Genomic DNA, 15,438 nt, shown 5'->3' with positions numbered 1-15,438 from the left:
GCCGAACGGGGAGGCCCGTCCGGCTTTTGTGCATTATCCGGGTTTCCGGGGTCGGCCGCCACCCCGTGGCGTGGCGGATTCAACCGGCGGTCAGCGGTCGTTCTTCATGTACTGCAGGAACGGGTCGTTCTTGTCGAGCACGATCACCCCGTTGCCGTCGGTCATGGAGTTCCGGTAGGCCTCCAGGCTGCGGTAGAACGAGAAGAACGACGGGTCGGCCGAGCCGGCCTTGCCGTAGATCCGGGCGGCTTCAGCGTCGCCGGCACCGCGCAGGCGCTGGGCGTCACGCTCGGCCTCGGCCACGATCACCGTGCTTTCGCGGTCGGCCTGGGCGCGGATGGTGAGCGACTGCTCTTCACCCTCTGCCCGCAGCTTGGCCGCTTCCTGCTTGCGCTGGGCGCGCATGCGCTCATACACGTCGTTGATCACCTGGCTGTCGGTCGGCAGGTCGATCTGCTTGATCCGCAGGTCGATGATCTGCATGCCCAGGCCCTTCACCGCCTCGTTGATGCCGGTCAGCTGCCCGGCGATCAGCTCGCTGCGGTCGCCGGACACCAGCTGCTGCAACGAACGCGAGTTGATCTGGTTGCGCAGCGAGTCGGTGATGATGGGCGCCAGCCGCGCGTCGGCCACGCTGGCATCGCCGCCGGTGGCGCGGTAGTAGGCGCGCACGTCGGAGATGTAGCCAATGGCGAAGAAGTCGACGCTGACGTCCTTCTGCTCGGCGGTGAAGTAGCGCGCCGGCGCGGTGGCCAGCACCTTCAGGCGACGGTCGAACACACGCACCGATTCCACCACCGGAACCTTGAAGTGCAGGCCCGGCTTGATGTCCGAACGGACCACCTTGCCCAGGTTCAGCACCATCGCGGTCTGGTCCTCACGGACCACGTATACCGAGCCCAACAGGCCCAGCACGACGGCAACGGCCAAGCCGATCCACAGAGAACTCTTCATCGGATGGCTCCTTCACGACCGGTCGGTCGCGTGGTCGGACGCTCGGTGTTGCGCACGCCGTCCACCGGCGTGCTGGCCGGCAGGGACGGCATCATCACTTCCGGGGTCACCAGCGGGGTGCTGCTGCCGGTAGCGGCAGCGCCTGGGCCTGCGCGGTTGTCGGGCATGGGCACGTAGATCAGCTGGCGGCCATCGCCGCCGATCACCTTGCGGTTCTCCTTGAGCACGCTTTCCACGGTTTCCAGCCACAGGCGCTTGCGGGTCACTTCCGGCGCGCCCTGGTACTGCTGCTGCAGCAGGCTGAAGCGTTCGGCGTCGCCTTCGGCACGGGCCACGGCGGCCTGCTTGTAACCTTCGGCGGTGGTACGGGCGCGCGAGGCCTGGCCTCGGGCTTCCGGTACGACCTTGGCAGCGTAGGCCTGGGCTTCGTTGATCAGGCGTTCCTTGACCTGCTGGGCACCGTTGACCTCGTCGAAGGCCGGCTTGACCTCCTCCGGCGGGCGGGCGTCGGGCAGGGTCAGGCCGGTCACGACCAGGCCGGTGCGGTAGGCCTTGAGCGCGGCCTGCAGGCGTTCCTGCGCGACCACCGCGAGCGGGCCGCGGTTGTTGAGCACGGCGTTGAGATCGGCGCGGCCGACCTGCTCACGCACGGCGCTCTGCGCGGACTGCTCCAGCACCTGGTTGGCGTCGACCGAACCGAACAGGTACAGGCGCGGGTCGTCGATGCGGTACTGCACGTTGAGCGACACGCGCACGATGTTCTCGTCGCGGGTCAGCACCGGCACGTCGCTGCTGAAGGTCTTGATCTGGGTCGCGTTGACCTTGGTCACCGACTCGATCGGCCACGGCAGCTTGAAGTTCGGGCCCGGCTGCAGGATGCGCGAGAACTGGCCGAAGCGCAGTACCACGCCGCGTTGCTGTTCGCCGATCAGCTGGAAGCTGGAGAACAGCAGCAGCAGGACTACTGCCACCACCACCCAGCGCAGGATGCCACCATCGAACAGGTCCTTGAGCGGTCCGGGGAAACCGCCCCAGCCACTTCCACCGCCGCTGCCACCGCGGGGACCGAACGGTCCTCGTCGATTCTCGTCGGGGCCTTGTCCGCCCTTGTTGCCGCCGGGTGTATTCCAGGCCATGCACGCTCCATCAAGATTTGGGCTGCGGCGCGGGCCCTTCCCGCACCGCCAGCCGTGAAACCATCACCGATCATACAAGATGGGGCGGATCGGCAGGATCGAAAGGGGGGCAACGGGGTAAGGTGGCGTTTTCCTCGAAGTCAGGCAACGCCGATGGCCCCCACCACCCCGTTCACCGCCTTCCGCATCGAAAACGACGACGCCGGCTACCGCAGCGGCCTTGCCCAGCTCCGGATCGACGACCTCAACCCCGGCCAGGTGCTGATCCGCGCCCACTGGTCCTCGGTCAACTACAAGGATGCCTTGGCCGGTACCGGCAAGGGGAAAATCCTGCGCCGCTTCCCGCTCGTGGGCGGCATCGACGTGGCCGGTACCGTGGTCGCCAGTACCGACCCGGACTGGCGTGAAGGCGACGCAGTACTGGCCACTGGCTGCGGGCTGAGCGAGACCCGTGACGGCGGGTACAGCCAGTACGTGCGGCTGGAATCGCGCGCGGTGATCGCCCAGCCGGCCGGGCTGACCCCGCGCGAGGCGATGGTGCTGGGCACCGCCGGCTTCACTGCGGCGCTGGCCCTGCTGCGCATGCAGGACAACCGGCAGACCCCGGACCTTGGCCCGCTGGCGGTCACCGGCGCCAGTGGCGGCGTCGGCGCGCTGGCGCTGTCGATCTTCAGCCGTGCCGGCTATACCGTGCACGCGGTCAGCGGCAAGCCGGACCAGACCGAATTCCTGCACGCCATCGGCGCCGCCGAGGTGCTGCCGCGCGAGGCACTCTCCGATACCGGTCCGCTTCAGTCGGCGCGCTTCGGCGGTGGCCTCGACAATGCCGGAGGCGACATGCTGGCCAGCCTGCTGGCGCAGACCGTGCCCTACGGCAGCGTGGTCAGTGCCGGCCTGGCCGCCAGCCCGACGCTGGACATGACCGTGATGCCGTTCATCCTGCGCGGTGTCTCGCTGCTGGGCGTGTCCTCGGCCAATGCCCCACGCGGACTGCGCGAGGAAGTCTGGGCGCGGCTGGGCAACGAATGGAAGCCGCAGCACCTGGAACGCATCTGCACTGCCGAAGTCGGCCTCGATGGCCTGCCCGCCGTATTCCAGCGGATGCTGGCCGGCGGCTCGCTGGGGCGAACGGTGGTGCGGATCGACTGAACGTCGCAGGCAGGCGACGGACGGCAGACGCGCCCCTCCCGCCGGTAATGTGCCCGCACTACACTGCGGGCATTACATGGGGAACAACATGGCACGCATTCTGATCGTCGACGACTCACCGTCGCAGCTGTTGGGGATACAGCGCATCGTCGAGAAGCTCGGGCACCAGATCCTGACCGCCACCGATGGCGCCGCCGGGGTCGAAACCGCCAAGGCCGAGCTGCCCGACCTGGTCCTGATGGACGTGGTGATGCCCAACCTCAATGGCTTCCAGGCCACCCGCACCCTCGCCCGCGACGAGGCGACCCGGCACATTCCGGTGATCCTGGTGACCACCAAGGACCAGGACACCGACCGCATGTGGGGCATGCGGCAGGGCGCCAAGGCCTACATCACCAAGCCGTTCTCCGAGGACGAACTGTCCGAAGTGCTGGAGCGCGTTTTCAGCGGACAGACGCCGCCGGCAGGTTGATCAGCGGTTCGCCGGGCAGAGCCCGGCGCTACCCGGCAACCCCTTAAATCTTCTCGCCGAACGCCTTGGCCAGGCTGCGGTACGCCTTCTTCTGTGCGTCGTCGGTCGGGACCGGGGCAACGATCTCCAGCTCGACAATCTGGTCGCCGTCCGGATTGCCCGGCAGGCCACGGCCGCGCAGGCGCAGCTTGCGCCCGGCATCGGAACCGGCCGGCACCTTCAACTCCACCGCTCCGCCCAGGGTCGGCACGCTGATCGAGGTGCCCAGCGCGGCCTGCCACGGGGTAACGTCCAGGGTGTACAGGATGTTGCGGCCGTCGACCTCGAACTGCGGGTGTGCGGCGTACTCCACTTCCAGCAACAGGTTGCCACCGTTGGTGCCCTGCCCGGTCAAGCGGATCACCTGGCCGGGACGGATGCCCTTGGGCACGCGCACGTCCAGCTGCTTGCCGTTGACGGTGATGCGCAGGCTGTCGCCGCCGTAAGCCGCTTCCAACGGCACCGAGAGCTTCGCGCGGGTGTCGCGTACCGGCTGCGGGCCAGCCCCGGCGCCGCCGAAGCCACTGGCCCGCCCAGGACCGCCACCGCCCCGCTGGCGCGCAAACAGGCTCTCGAAGAAATCACTGAAGCCACCGCCACCAGCGCCGCCGCCGAACACTTCCTCGAAATCGAAGCCCTGCGCACCGCCATAGTTCGGCGGGGCATGGAACTCCTCGCCCGGCCGGTAGCCCTGGGCCTTGAGCTGGTCGTAGGCCGCGCGCTTCTGCGGGTCGCGCAGCGCTTCATAGGCCTCGTTGACCGCCTTGAACTTTTCTTCCGCGCCAGCCTCCTTGCTGACGTCGGGGTGGTACTTGCGCGCCAGCCGGCGGTAGGCGGTCTTGATTTCGGCATCGCCTGCGCTGGGTTCCACACCCAGGGTGGCGTAGTAGTCCTTGAATTCCATCCATACACCTCGAAAAAGTTCGGCCACCCGCGCCGGCGGGGGCCCTGCACGTAATTCTAGCGGCTGGCCGCCCCGCTGCCGTGATCGGCGAATGATCCAGCGCAATGCAGCGGCCATCTGGCCGGGGTACGGTGCAGGAAATGGGAATGAACAGGCGATTTTCAACGTTTTGACACGGCCCTCCCATGGCCCTGTCTACGCTGCCCTTGAACCAGGAGCTCCTCCCATGACCATCCACGTTGGCGACCGCATTCCCGAAGTCACCCTCAAGCGCATCCGCGAAGGCATGGAGACGCTGGACACGGCGGCCCTGTTCGACGGCCGCAAGGCGGTGCTGTTCGCGGTTCCCGGCGCCTTTACGCCGACCTGTTCGGCGCAGCACCTGCCCGGCTTCGTCGAGCACTTTGCAGCGTTCCGCAAGCGCGGCATCGACGTGTTCTGCATGGCGGTCAACGACCCGTTCGTGATGAAGGCCTGGGGCGAGAGCCAGCAGGTGCCGGACGGGCTGCAATTGCTGTCCGACGGGAATGGCGACTTCACCCGCGCGCTCGGCCTGGAACTGGACGCGAGCAGCTCCGGCATGGGCATGCGCTCGCGCCGCTTCGCGCTGTACGTGGAAAACGGCGTGGTCCGCGAAACCTTCATCGAAGAACCCGGCAAGTTCGAGGTGTCTTCGGCCCAGTACGTGCTGGAGCACCTGCCCAGCTGACACTCCCGCAACAAAGGAAACCGGCCAGCCATGTCAAAGCCAGCCAAGCAGAACCCGAAGACCCAACCCAACCCTGCCCCCGACGCCCCCCGCCCGAGCGGGATAAGCGACACCGCGACGCTGCGAGCACGGGCGCGGAAGAACATCGATGACGGTGCGATCACCGACACCTACAGCGCCGACCGCAAGGCGGTGATCAAGCTGCTCAACGACGCACTGGCCACCGAGTACGTGTGCGTGCTGCGCTATTACCGCCACTACTTCATGGCCAAGGGCATGCTCGCCGACGCGGTGAAGGGTGAGTTCCTCGAGCATGCACAGCAGGAACAGGCGCACGCGGGCAAGCTGGCCGAGCGCATCGTGCAGCTCGGCGGCGAACCCGACCTCAACCCGGCCACCCTGACCCAGCGTTCGCATGCCGAGTACAAGGAAGGCAAGGACCTGCGCGACATGGTCCGCGAGAACCTGATTGCCGAACGCATCGCCATCGACAGCTACCGCGAGATGATCAACTTCGTCGGCGATCGCGACACCACCACCAAGCGCATCCTGGAAGAGATCCTGGCCCAGGAGGAAGAGCATGCCGACGAGTTTGCCGACCTGCTGGACGGCTGGATTGGAGAATAGCGTCACAGGGTAACCTCCCGGCAATGCAATCGCATTGCCGGGGGTGCTAAGGTCGGGCCGATCCCACTGCAAGGACTGCATCGTGACCATTGCACTGATTCGTGCACCGCTTGTGGCTGCCCTGTTTGCCTCCGCCACCGCCCTGGCCCAGCCAGCACCCGCGCCGGACGCGCGCACGCCCCCTGCCCCGCATTGCCTGGATGCCCGCGCGGTACGCCAGATGGAACAGGCCAGCCCGGAGGCCATCGCCGTACTCGGACGCAACGGCCAGGCGTACCGCCTGGACTTCGCAGCGGCGTGCCCGGGCATCAACGACGCCGCACAGGTCCGCCTGGACGCGCCGGATGGCTGGGCCTGCGGTCGCCCCAGCGAGCGGCTGGTCGTGGACGGGCGCAGCTGCCCGTTGGCCGCCGTGAGCGTCATGGACAACCGCAGTTTTGCCGAAGTAGCGCGTGAGAGCAGCCGCCAGTTTGCGACCACGCTGGAGGCGGTGACCGTGACCGCCAAGGGGGCAGCGACGAGCGAGAGACGCCAGGCCTTCCGGGGCTCGCCTGAGTTCTGTTTCGCCACGCGCAATGTGCGCGGCTGGAGCGAAGATCCCGGCGGCGTGGTGGTGGAAACCAACCCGCGCCGCAATGGTGGACACAAATTCTACCGGGTCGAGTTGGGCAGCAGCTGCAGCATTCTTGCCGGCGCCACCGAGGTGGACTTCCAGTCCGGCTTCCAGAACGGGCTGATCTGCGGCAATCCGGGCGACCGCATCGTAATGCAGCCCAGCGGCATCGAAAACGATGGACGTTCGTTTACGCCGCGCTTCGCGCGTCCCGGTTGCGCGGTGATGGCGGTCTACCCCAAGGAATAGTGCCGACCAGCGGTCGGCACCTACCGGAGCACCTGGAACCGCACCTGGGTCCAGGCGCCATCGGCGGCGAGCGCGGTCAGGGTGTGCTCGCCGGCCTGGTCGAACTCGCGCTGGAAGGTGCGCGCGCCTTCGGTGCGTGCGATCCAGCGGTCATCCAGCAACCAGTCCACCGCCTGCTCGCTGCCCAGCGCGCGCAGCTGCAGGCGCACGCCGTGTTCGGCATTGGGTGCGCGGGCCAGGGTGGCGCGGTCGTTGAGGCCGTCGATATGCAGGCTGCCAGCGCTGCTGCGGCCATCGTCCCGACAGTCGGGGGACAACGCCGGCATCTGCGCGGCGCGGCGCTGGGCCAGAGGCAGCCACGGCGACACCAGCGCCGGCCAACGCGCGATCTCGCGCGGCTGCGTTTGATGCGGCAGCGTGCATTCGGGTGATACCCGCAGTCCGGTACGTGCGTCCACCTCGAATGCCACCCGCCCGGCCTGCCACAGGCGCGCGTCGCGCTCGGCGAAGGTGGGCGGCACCACGCCGTCCAGCACATGGGCCTGCAGGCGGCGCTGGCACAAGGCCGGAGGCGTGCTGTCGGCACGTTCGCCGGTGGGCCAGCACACCTCGGCCTGGGTCACGCTGGCCGGCAGCGGCGCGGCGGCGGCATCGCCGCTCTGGCGCGGCAGGCTGTCCACCACTTCGAACATCAACGGCAATGCGGTCACCGCGCCGTACTGGCCCGGCAGCGGCGTGCCGTCCGGGCGGCCCACCCACACGCCCACCGTGTAGTGGCGGGTGCTGCCGATCGCCCACGCATCGCGATAGCCATAACTGGTGCCGGTCTTCCAGGCCACGCGAGGCCGGCCGGTGACATCGAAGGTTCCGGTGCCGTAGCCGGGGCGTGGATTGGATTCGAGCATCTCGCGGGTGATCCACGCCGCGCCGGGCGACATCAACCGGCGTTCAATCACCGCGTCGTCGGACGTGTAGCGCACGCGCCCGGCGATACCGTTGCGGTTGAATGCAGCGAAGCTGCCGACCAGGTCTTCCAACCGCGCCCCGGTGCCGCCCAGGATCAGCGACAGGTTCGGCGCGCTGCCGCGCGGAAAGCGCAGGGTGATGCCGGCATGCGCCAGCCGTGCGGCGAATCGCGCCGAGCCGACCCGATCGAGCAGGTCCACCGCCGGCACGTTGAGCGACAGTCGCAGTGCGGTAGCGGCACTGACCGGGCCATTGAACGCTGCATCGAAGTTGCCGGGCCGATACCCGGCAAAACTCTGCGGTGCGTCCACCATCAGGCTTTCCGAATGGATCAGGCCGTCGTCGAGGGCCATGCCGTACAGGAACGGTTTGAGCGTGGAGCCCGGCGAGCGCCACGCCTGGACCATGTCGACATGGCCGAGCCGCTGCTTGTCGCCGAAGGCAACCGAGCCGACGTAGGCGCGCGCTTCCAGGGTGCGGTTGTCGACCACCAGCAGGGCCGCCGAGGTGCGCTCGGGCAACTGCGAAAAATACGATGAGACGCGTTCCTCGAGCGTGCGCTGCAGGCCGATGTCGAGCGTGCTCTGGATGCGCGCTGCCCGTGGCTGCGCGGCGTGCAGGCGCTGGGCCAGCAACGCGGCGTGCAACGGCGGCTGCAGGGCGCGGGTCACCACCGGCTCGATGCGTGCATCGTCCACCTCCTCACGCGACCAGACACCCAGTGCCACCATGCGTTCGAGCACCTTGTCGCGCGCGGCCTGCGCGGCTTCGGGGTGACGGTCCGGGCGCAACCGGCTGGGCGACTGCGGCAGCACCGCCAGCAGCGCGGCTTCGGCATGCGACAACTGCGCGGCCGGTTTGCCGAGGTAGGCCCAGCTGGCGGCTTCCACGCCTTCGATGGTGCCGCCGTAGGGCGCGCGTTCCAGGTACAGCGCCAGGATCTGCGCCTTGTCCAGGTGCAGTTCCAGCTGCACCGCGCGCAGCAGCTGCTTGGCCTTGCCCCACGGGGTGCGCGTATGCGGGTCGAGGATGCGCGCGACCTGCATGGTCAGGGTCGAGCCGCCGGAGACGATGCGCCGCTCGAGCACCCACTGCTTTCCTGCACGCAGCAGCGCCCAGGGATTGACCCCGGGATGCCGCCAGAACCAGCGATCCTCGTAGTTCAGCAGCGCCTGCAGGTACAGCGGCGAGACCGTCGTGGTCGAGGCCGGGTAGCGCCACACGCCGTCGGCGTCGGCAAACGCGCGCAGCGGGGTGCCGTCGCGCGCGACCACGAGCGTGCTGGTGTCGCGGAGTTTCGGCAGCGGCGGCGGAAAGGCCAGGTCCAGCACCAGCAGCAGCGTCAACAGCGCCGCCGTGCCCCAGCGCAGGCCCGGCCACAGCCAGCGCCGCCACCGGGCGGGCCCCGGCGTCGGCCGGGGCCCGCGCGTTCTCACGGCTGGACCACCGTCAGCGTGCTCGGCGTGCTGCGCCCCACCCCGCGCAGGTCGGGACGGTACATGTCCTCGACCAGCGGCGGCGGAACCGTGTAGGTGCCCGGGGTGACTGCGCGCACCAGGTAGAACACCTTGGCGGTGCTGCCGCGCGAGAGCTTGAGCGCGGCCACGTAACGGTCGTCGCGGAACTCTTCATGGCGCAGCGTGGCCGCGTCGCCACGGTCTTCCACGCGCAGGCCATCCACCACCACGTCGGCCCACTGCTTGGCATCGCGCAGGTTGAAGTTCTCGATCTCCAGGCCGGCCGGCAGCAGGTCGGTCAGCAGCGCGTCGGGCATGTCCACGTTGGGGGTGACGCTGACCCGCACGATCAGAGCCTCGCCTTCCTTCAACGCGCGCGGGGTCCACGGCTTGCCGTCGGTGGTGAACCAGCTGCGTTCCACGCCCAGGGTGCGGTTATCCGGTTCGGGGGCGGTGCGCGGAATGCCGGCCACTTCCAGGCTGGCGAACATCGGCGGCTCGCCCTTCGGACTGAAGCGCACGCCCTTGGCCAGTGCGGCGTAGTCGAAACTGCGGCCGAACATGCGGCGCGCGGCAATCGCTTCCACTTCGCCACCGATGGCCAGTTCACCGGACACCTGTTTGGTCTGGTTCGCCGCCAGGGCCTTGCCGAGGCGTGCGATGGCGACCTGCTCCTGCGTGCTCAGCCAGATCCAGCCGCTGTTGCGGCGCGCATCCAGCGCACGGCCCAGTTCCACCGCGCGGGCGTCGTAGGCCGGCTTGGCCAGCTTGCGTTCGTGCAGCAGCGCGATCATCAGCGCGTCGTCGCGCACCGCGCTGCCGTAGTCGCCGAAGTACTGCGGGCGCTCGCTGCTGGGCTTGGCGAAACCGGCTGCAATCGCCGCGTCGCCGCGCTTGTGGTCACCCTGCAGCGACAGCGCGATGCCCAGGTGGACCAGCGACAGACCGGTCAGCGACTTGCTGCGCTCGTTGTCGTACAGCGCGCGCAGGGTACCGAGCGGGGCGCGGTTGACCCGTGCCAGCACGTAACCGGAGTACGCCTGGTTGGCGAACTTCAGGTTCTCGCGGCGGTCTTCACCGTAGAACTGGTTGCCGCCGGAGAGCAGGTCTTCGCTGAGCCGGTTCAACGCCTTCTGCAGCACGCCGTCGGGCACCGCGAAACCAGCATCCTTGGCATCCAGCAGGAACTCGGCGATGTACGGGGTCAGCCACGGATTGACGTAGCCGTCGTCGCCCCACATCGAGAAGTTGCCGTTGGCCACCTGCATCGAGGCCAGCCGCCCGAACGCGCCTTCCATGCGCTCGCGCCGGGTCTTGGCATCCAGCCCGTCGGCACCGAGCATGGCCGAGGTCGCCTCGTCCAGCATCAGCGCGGCGTAGCCCTTGCTGGTGGTCTGCTCGGCACAGCCGTACGGGTACTTCAGCGCGCCGTCGAGCGCGCTGGCGAAGGGAATCGGCGGCAGCGCGCTGACCAGCATGCGCGCGGTGACCGAATCGCCCATCAGCCCGTCGGCCAGGCCGGTGCCCATCTCCACGTCGGCCAGCGGATCCAGCGTGCGGGTCTGCGCGCGCAGTACCTGCGGCCACGCCGCACGCACCGGCAGGTCATAGCGGCGATCGACCTTGAAGCCGTTGCCGTCCACCCGCACCCGCACCTTGGCCACCGTGTAGCCCTCGCGTGCCTGCAGCGGGAAGCTGAGCGTGCTCTTGGCGTCGGTGTTGAGCTTGAGCGTGCGGCTGGGCTCGCCCAGGCTGAGCGGGCCGATGCCGTCCACCTGCACCTTGAACTCGCCCGGTTTGCCGGTGAAGTTCTGCACGTCCAGGGTGACCGTGCTGCGGTCGCCCGGGGCGAGCACGCGCGGCATGCTGGCTTCGGCCAGGATTGGCGCGCGCACCACGGTTTCCAGGTCGCGCTTGCCGTACTGGTCGTCGGAGTACACCAGCGCCGAGACCCGCAGGGTGCCGTTGAAATCCGGCACCTTCAGCGCGATCCGGGCAATGCCCTTGGCATCGAGCTTCACCGGGCCGGAGAACAGGTCCACGGTCTGCACGCGCGCGGTCGGCCGCTTGGCCTGCGGCAACGCGGCCAGCGCCATGTCGCCACCGAACTTCAGCTTGCCGCTGCTGCCGTCGAAGCTTTCGATCACGCGGCTGTAGATGTCATACGCATCCACGCCCAGGCGGCGCTGGGCGAAGAAATGCCCGCCCGCGTCCGGTACCGGGAAGCGGGTGATGTTGAGGATGCCTACGTCCACCGCCGAGACGGTCACGTGGGCCAGCTTGCCGGCCAGCTGCGGTGCGCTGACCGTGACCGGCAGGGTCTGCTCGGGCCGCATCTGCTTCGGCGCGGACAGGCCCACGGCCACGGTGCGCGCCTTGCGGTCCATCGGTACGTGGACCACGCCGACCGCACGGGCCGGGGTGATCTTGCTCGGGGCACTACCACCGCGGAATACCAGCGCAGTGATGTAGACGTCGTGGCGTTCCCATTCGGCGGTGACCGGAATGTCGAAGGTGCTGCCCGGCTTGGCGTCGATTTCCTGCACGTACAGCATCTTGTCGCTTTCAACCATCAGCACGCCCTTGCCGGCATGCGGCGGGGTGACGGTGACGCGCACCTTGTCGCCAGCCTTGTAGCCGGTCTTGTCCAGGCCCAGCTTGACCTTGTCCGGGCGTGCATCCAGCCCGCGGTTTTCGTCGTTCCAGCTCCAGCCTGCGTGGAACGGATAGCGGCTGGTCAGGCCGGTGGCCGGGTCGAACACATCCAGCCGGTACTCGCCCCACTCCACCGGGAAGTCCACGCCCACCGCCGCGCTGCCGGCGTCCAGGGTGCGGCTTTCCTTGTTCTCGAAGCGGCGGCTGAAGTCGTAATCCCAGCGGTTGTCGTTGAAGGTCCAGTGGTAGTCGCGCAGCTCGCGCACCAGGGTGACCTTCAGGCCCTTGCCGGGCTGCGGCGTGCCGGCGGCGTCCACCCGCATCACTTCAAAGCGGGCGTTGCTGTTGGCGTCGGCACCGTCGTCCGGGTTGAACAGCGGGCGCACGCCAACCAGTACTGGGGCCGGCCACATCACCCGCTTCAGGGTGCGGGTGACAGTGCGGCCGCCGGTCTCGTAAACGCTGCCGGACAGCACCACCGCCACCGGCGCGCTGGCCTTGACCTCGGCGGGCAGGTCCACGTCCTGGCGCAGTTTGCCGTCGGCCGGGAATTCGGTGTCGATCACATCGCGCGCTTCGCGCGGCAGTTCCAGGGTCGGGTCGCCGAAGAAGTAGCCCGGCAGCGAGTCCACAGGCGACTGTTCGGCCGCCACCGCCAAACGCGCGGTGAAGCGGTTGCCGTCAGCAGGCGCGCCGTACAGGTACGCGGCGTCGGCCTGCAGCTTGAGCGGCTCACCCGGCTTGAGGATCTTCTGCGCGCTGTCCAGGTCCAGCTTCATGCGCTCGGGCAGGAACTCCTCGATGCGCAGGGTCATGCCCTGGATCGCTTCCTTGCTGGCCGGGTTGGTGCGGAATTCGACCTGCCAGCGGCCGGTGGGCGCTTCGACCGGAATGGTCTGCTCGAAGCTCAGGTAGCCCTGCTCGCCCGGCTGCAGCCGGGTTTCGCGGAAGGTCTTGCCGTCGGGCTGCTTCAGGCGCAGGAAGACGGGCTGTGGCTTGACCGGCTTGCCGTCGTTGTCGCGCAGCAGCGCGGAGATGCGCACGGTCTCGCCGGGGCGGTACAGGTCGCGGCCGGACCAGGCGAACACGTCGAACCAGGCGTTGTCGCGGCCGGCGACGGCAAACTCACTGAGGTCCAGTGCCGGCTGGTTGAACGGCAGCATCGAGGTGTCCGGGCCGCTGCTGGCGATCAGCACGTGGCCCGCGTCCAGGGTGTAGTTGAGCAGCGCGTTGCCGTTGCCGTCGGTGCTGCCCTTGAGCACCACCTCGCCCTTGGCGTCGAGGATGCGCAGGTCGACCTTCTTCAGCGCCGCGCCGCTCTGCAGCGAGGCGGTGTGCACGAACAGGGTGTCCTTGTAGGCGCGGGTGTGCAGGCCGATGTCGCTGACGGTGAAGAAGGCGGTGTCGAACTCGCTGTCGAACGAACCGCTGCGCTTCATCACCGCGAAGTACAGGCCGGGCTCCTGCAGTTCCTTGATGTCCTGGGTCGGCAGGTAGGTCAGCACGCGCTCATTCTGCTTGCCTCCGAGCACGAAGCGGTTGACGTAGACGGGTTCGGCCAGCTGCGACATGGGGGTCTTGTCGCCGTACTCGCTGTCCAGCTCCCAGCTGCCGCGACGGCCGCCGCGCTGGTACTGGCTGAAGAAGCTGGGCAGTTCCTTTTCGCGCACACGCAGGAACTCCACGTCCACTTCCTGGACGTTGACCGAGACCACCGGCAGGCCGCGGCTTTCGCGCGCCGGCAGCACGCTGCCCTGCGAGGCAAAGCCGGCTACGGGCTTGAGTTCGCCGGTGAACACCTTCTGGCGCAACTCCTTGCCGATCCGGCTGCCGTCGGCGGCGAGCAGGTCCGGGGACACTATCAGGGTGTATTCCTTGGCGGCTTCCACGAACGGGTAGCGCAGGGTCTTGCCGTCATCGGACAGGGTCCAGCTGCTGTCGTCGGTACCGACCTTCTCGCCGAAGCGGACCAGTTTGTCGAAGTCCTGGGTGCCGACCAGCGGCCGCGAGAACTCCAGCGCCAGCGACAGGCCGTCGCTCTTCTGGTCCGGGAAGGCCCGCAGCAGGGTGAAGTCGGTGACCGCTTCGGCCTTGGCCGCGATCGGCGCGCCGGAGGCGGTGGGCAGCTGGCCGCTGTCGGTGCGCTTGCAGCCGCTGATGCCTGATGCCAGCCCGGCGACCAGCGCCAGTGCTGCGATTCCCTTCCAGATGCCCTGACGGACCGTGGCCATACGTCGCTCCTTGAACAAGGCGGCCAGTATACGGCCGCCCCGCAGGAGACCAGAGGTCAGGAAACCCTTAAATCGTGCCGGCCGGCACCCGGACCGCGCCTTCCATCAACACCCGGGCGCTGCGGCTCATGATCGCCTTGGTTACCGTCCACTGACCGTCGACCAGGCGCGCTTCGGCACCCACCCGCAACGTGCCGGACGGGTGACCGAACGTCACCGCACCCCGCTCGCCCCCCCCCGCGGCCAGGTTGACCAGGGTGCCGGGGATGGCCGCTGCGGTGCCAATCGCCACGGCGGCGGTGCCCATCATGGCGTGGTGCAGCTTGCCCATCGACAGCGCGCGCGCATGCAGGTCGATGTCGCCCGCGCCGATCTGCCTGCCGCTGGACGACACGTAGTCCTGCGCCGGCGCCACGAACGCGACCTTCGGCGTGTGCTGGCGGGTGGCGGCCTGGTCGATGCTGTCGATCAGGCCCATGCGTACCGCGCCATGCGCGCGGATCGCCTCGAACCTGGCCAGCGCGGCCTTGTCGTCGTTGATCGCCGGCTGCAGCTCGGTACCGGTGTAGCCCAGGTCGGCGGCGTTGAGGAAGATCGTCGGGATGCCGGCGGTGATCATGGTCACCTCGAAGCTGCCCACGCCCGGCACCTCCAGGGTGTCTACCAGATTGCCAGTCGGGAACATCGCACCCGCGTCGCCATCATCGGACGGATCGATGAATTCGAGCTGGATCTCGGCCGCCGGGAAGGTCACGCCGTCCAGTTCGAAATCGCCGATCTCCTGCACTTCGCCGTCGCGCATCGGCACGTGGGCGATGATGGTCTTGCCGATGTTGGCCTGCCAGATGCGCACGGTGCACAGGCCATCGCGCGGCACGCGGGCGGGATCGATCAGGCCATTGGCAATCGCGAACGGGCCGACCGCGGTGCTGAGGTTGCCGCAGTTGCCGCTCCAATCAACGAAGGCGGTGTCGATCGAGACCTGGCCGTACAGATAGTCCACGTCGTGGTCCGGCACCGAGGCGGTGGAGATGATCACGCACTTGCTTGTGCTGGAGGTGGCGCCGCCCATGCCGTCGGTCTGCTTGCCATACGGATCGGGCGAGCCGATCACGCGCATCAGCAGCGCATCGCGCGCGGGACCCGGCACCTGCGCGGCTTCGGGCAGGTCCTGCAGGCGGAAGAACACGCCCTTGCTGGTGCCACCGCGCATGTAGGTGGCGGGAATGCGGAGTTGGGGGAGAAATGCCATGAAAGATCCCTTGCAATGAAAGACG

At 68.3% G+C, this 15,438-nt stretch carries 11 protein-coding genes; 5 read left to right on the top strand and 6 right to left on the bottom strand.

The genetic code is table 11. From position 1 onward, the window contains the following. Positions 1 to 90 precede the first annotated feature (90 nt). Both RYM47_RS06385 and hflK read right to left on the bottom strand, forming a co-directional pair. Positions 91 to 954, bottom strand: a complete 864-nt coding sequence (locus RYM47_RS06385) for a protease modulator HflC (protein WP_315386698.1) — start codon at positions 952 to 954, stop codon at positions 91 to 93. After that, the gene (gene hflK / locus RYM47_RS06380; protein WP_315386697.1) at positions 951 to 2,090 is read right to left on the bottom strand and encodes an FtsH protease activity modulator HflK; all 1,140 of its coding nucleotides are present in this window, start codon (positions 2,088 to 2,090) and stop codon (positions 951 to 953) included. The genes RYM47_RS06385 and hflK overlap by 4 nt, the downstream gene beginning before the upstream one ends. 153 nt (positions 2,091 to 2,243) lie before the next feature. Here hflK and RYM47_RS06375 point away from each other — a divergent pair, with 153 nt between their 5' ends. Next, positions 2,244 to 3,239, top strand: a complete 996-nt coding sequence (locus tag RYM47_RS06375) for a YhdH/YhfP family quinone oxidoreductase (RefSeq protein ID WP_054172318.1) — start codon at positions 2,244 to 2,246, stop codon at positions 3,237 to 3,239. A gap of 88 nt (positions 3,240 to 3,327) precedes the next feature. After that, on the top strand, positions 3,328 to 3,711 hold the full coding sequence (pilH, locus tag RYM47_RS06370; protein WP_315386696.1) for a twitching motility response regulator PilH: 384 nt from the start codon (positions 3,328 to 3,330) through the stop codon (positions 3,709 to 3,711). A gap of 43 nt (positions 3,712 to 3,754) precedes the next feature. Here pilH and RYM47_RS06365 read toward each other — a convergent pair whose 3' ends face one another. After that, on the bottom strand, positions 3,755 to 4,654 hold the full coding sequence (locus RYM47_RS06365; RefSeq protein WP_315386695.1) for a DnaJ C-terminal domain-containing protein: 900 nt from the start codon (positions 4,652 to 4,654) through the stop codon (positions 3,755 to 3,757). Between the two features lie 226 nt (positions 4,655 to 4,880). Between RYM47_RS06365 and RYM47_RS06360 the strand changes: the two genes are divergently transcribed. The 3 genes from RYM47_RS06360 (at position 4,881) to RYM47_RS06350 (ending at position 6,852) form a co-directional block, all read left to right on the top strand. After that, positions 4,881 to 5,363, top strand: coding sequence for a peroxiredoxin (locus RYM47_RS06360; RefSeq protein WP_315386694.1), 483 nt, complete (start codon positions 4,881 to 4,883; stop codon positions 5,361 to 5,363). 30 nt (positions 5,364 to 5,393) lie between these two features. Beyond that, positions 5,394 to 5,990 (top strand): ferritin-like domain-containing protein, encoded by a 597-nt coding sequence (locus RYM47_RS06355; protein ID WP_315386693.1) that lies wholly within the window; start codon positions 5,394 to 5,396, stop codon positions 5,988 to 5,990. A gap of 82 nt (positions 5,991 to 6,072) precedes the next feature. After that, on the top strand, positions 6,073 to 6,852 hold the full coding sequence (locus RYM47_RS06350) for a DUF6491 family protein (protein WP_315386692.1): 780 nt from the start codon (positions 6,073 to 6,075) through the stop codon (positions 6,850 to 6,852). A gap of 20 nt (positions 6,853 to 6,872) precedes the next feature. On the opposite strand, the gene pbpC is transcribed toward RYM47_RS06350, so the two are convergent. The 3 genes from pbpC to prpF form a co-directional block, all read right to left on the bottom strand. Further along, positions 6,873 to 9,200 (bottom strand): penicillin-binding protein 1C, encoded by a 2,328-nt coding sequence (pbpC, locus tag RYM47_RS06345; protein ID WP_315386708.1) that lies wholly within the window; start codon positions 9,198 to 9,200, stop codon positions 6,873 to 6,875. A gap of 50 nt (positions 9,201 to 9,250) precedes the next feature. Continuing rightward, a complete protein-coding gene (locus RYM47_RS06340; RefSeq protein ID WP_315386691.1) occupies positions 9,251 to 14,161 on the bottom strand; it encodes an alpha-2-macroglobulin in 4,911 nt (1,636 codons plus the stop codon). 67 nt (positions 14,162 to 14,228) lie between these two features. After that, positions 14,229 to 15,413 carry a 2-methylaconitate cis-trans isomerase PrpF gene (prpF, locus tag RYM47_RS06335; protein WP_315386690.1) on the bottom strand — a complete coding sequence of 395 codons (1,185 nt, stop codon included), beginning with the start codon at positions 15,411 to 15,413 and terminating at the stop codon, positions 14,229 to 14,231. Positions 15,414 to 15,438: the final 25 nt, after the last annotated feature.

Origin of the sequence: uncultured Stenotrophomonas sp. (assembly GCF_963519125.1) — a bacterium.
Taxonomy (GTDB): domain Bacteria; phylum Pseudomonadota; class Gammaproteobacteria; order Xanthomonadales; family Xanthomonadaceae; genus Stenotrophomonas.
Note: the sequence above shows the minus strand (reverse complement) of the source record. Positions and strands in the feature narration are given on the sequence as shown.

Excerpts from the sequence above, each read along its gene's own strand:
- prpF (WP_315386690.1), bottom strand. The coding sequence starts at position 15,413 with ATGGCATTTCTCCCCCAACTCCGCATTCCCGCCACCTACATGCGCGGT.
- RYM47_RS06385 (WP_315386698.1), bottom strand. The coding sequence starts at position 954 with ATGAAGAGTTCTCTGTGGATCGGCTTGGCCGTTGCCGTCGTGCTGGGC.
- RYM47_RS06340 (WP_315386691.1), bottom strand. The coding sequence starts at position 14,161 with ATGGCCACGGTCCGTCAGGGCATCTGGAAGGGAATCGCAGCACTGGCG.
- RYM47_RS06375 (WP_054172318.1), top strand. The coding sequence starts at position 2,244 with ATGGCCCCCACCACCCCGTTCACCGCCTTCCGCATCGAAAACGACGAC.
- RYM47_RS06365 (WP_315386695.1), bottom strand. The coding sequence starts at position 4,654 with ATGGAATTCAAGGACTACTACGCCACCCTGGGTGTGGAACCCAGCGCA.
- hflK (WP_315386697.1), bottom strand. The coding sequence starts at position 2,090 with ATGGCCTGGAATACACCCGGCGGCAACAAGGGCGGACAAGGCCCCGAC.
- RYM47_RS06355 (WP_315386693.1), top strand. The coding sequence starts at position 5,394 with ATGTCAAAGCCAGCCAAGCAGAACCCGAAGACCCAACCCAACCCTGCC.
- pilH (WP_315386696.1), top strand. The coding sequence starts at position 3,328 with ATGGCACGCATTCTGATCGTCGACGACTCACCGTCGCAGCTGTTGGGG.
- RYM47_RS06360 (WP_315386694.1), top strand. The coding sequence starts at position 4,881 with ATGACCATCCACGTTGGCGACCGCATTCCCGAAGTCACCCTCAAGCGC.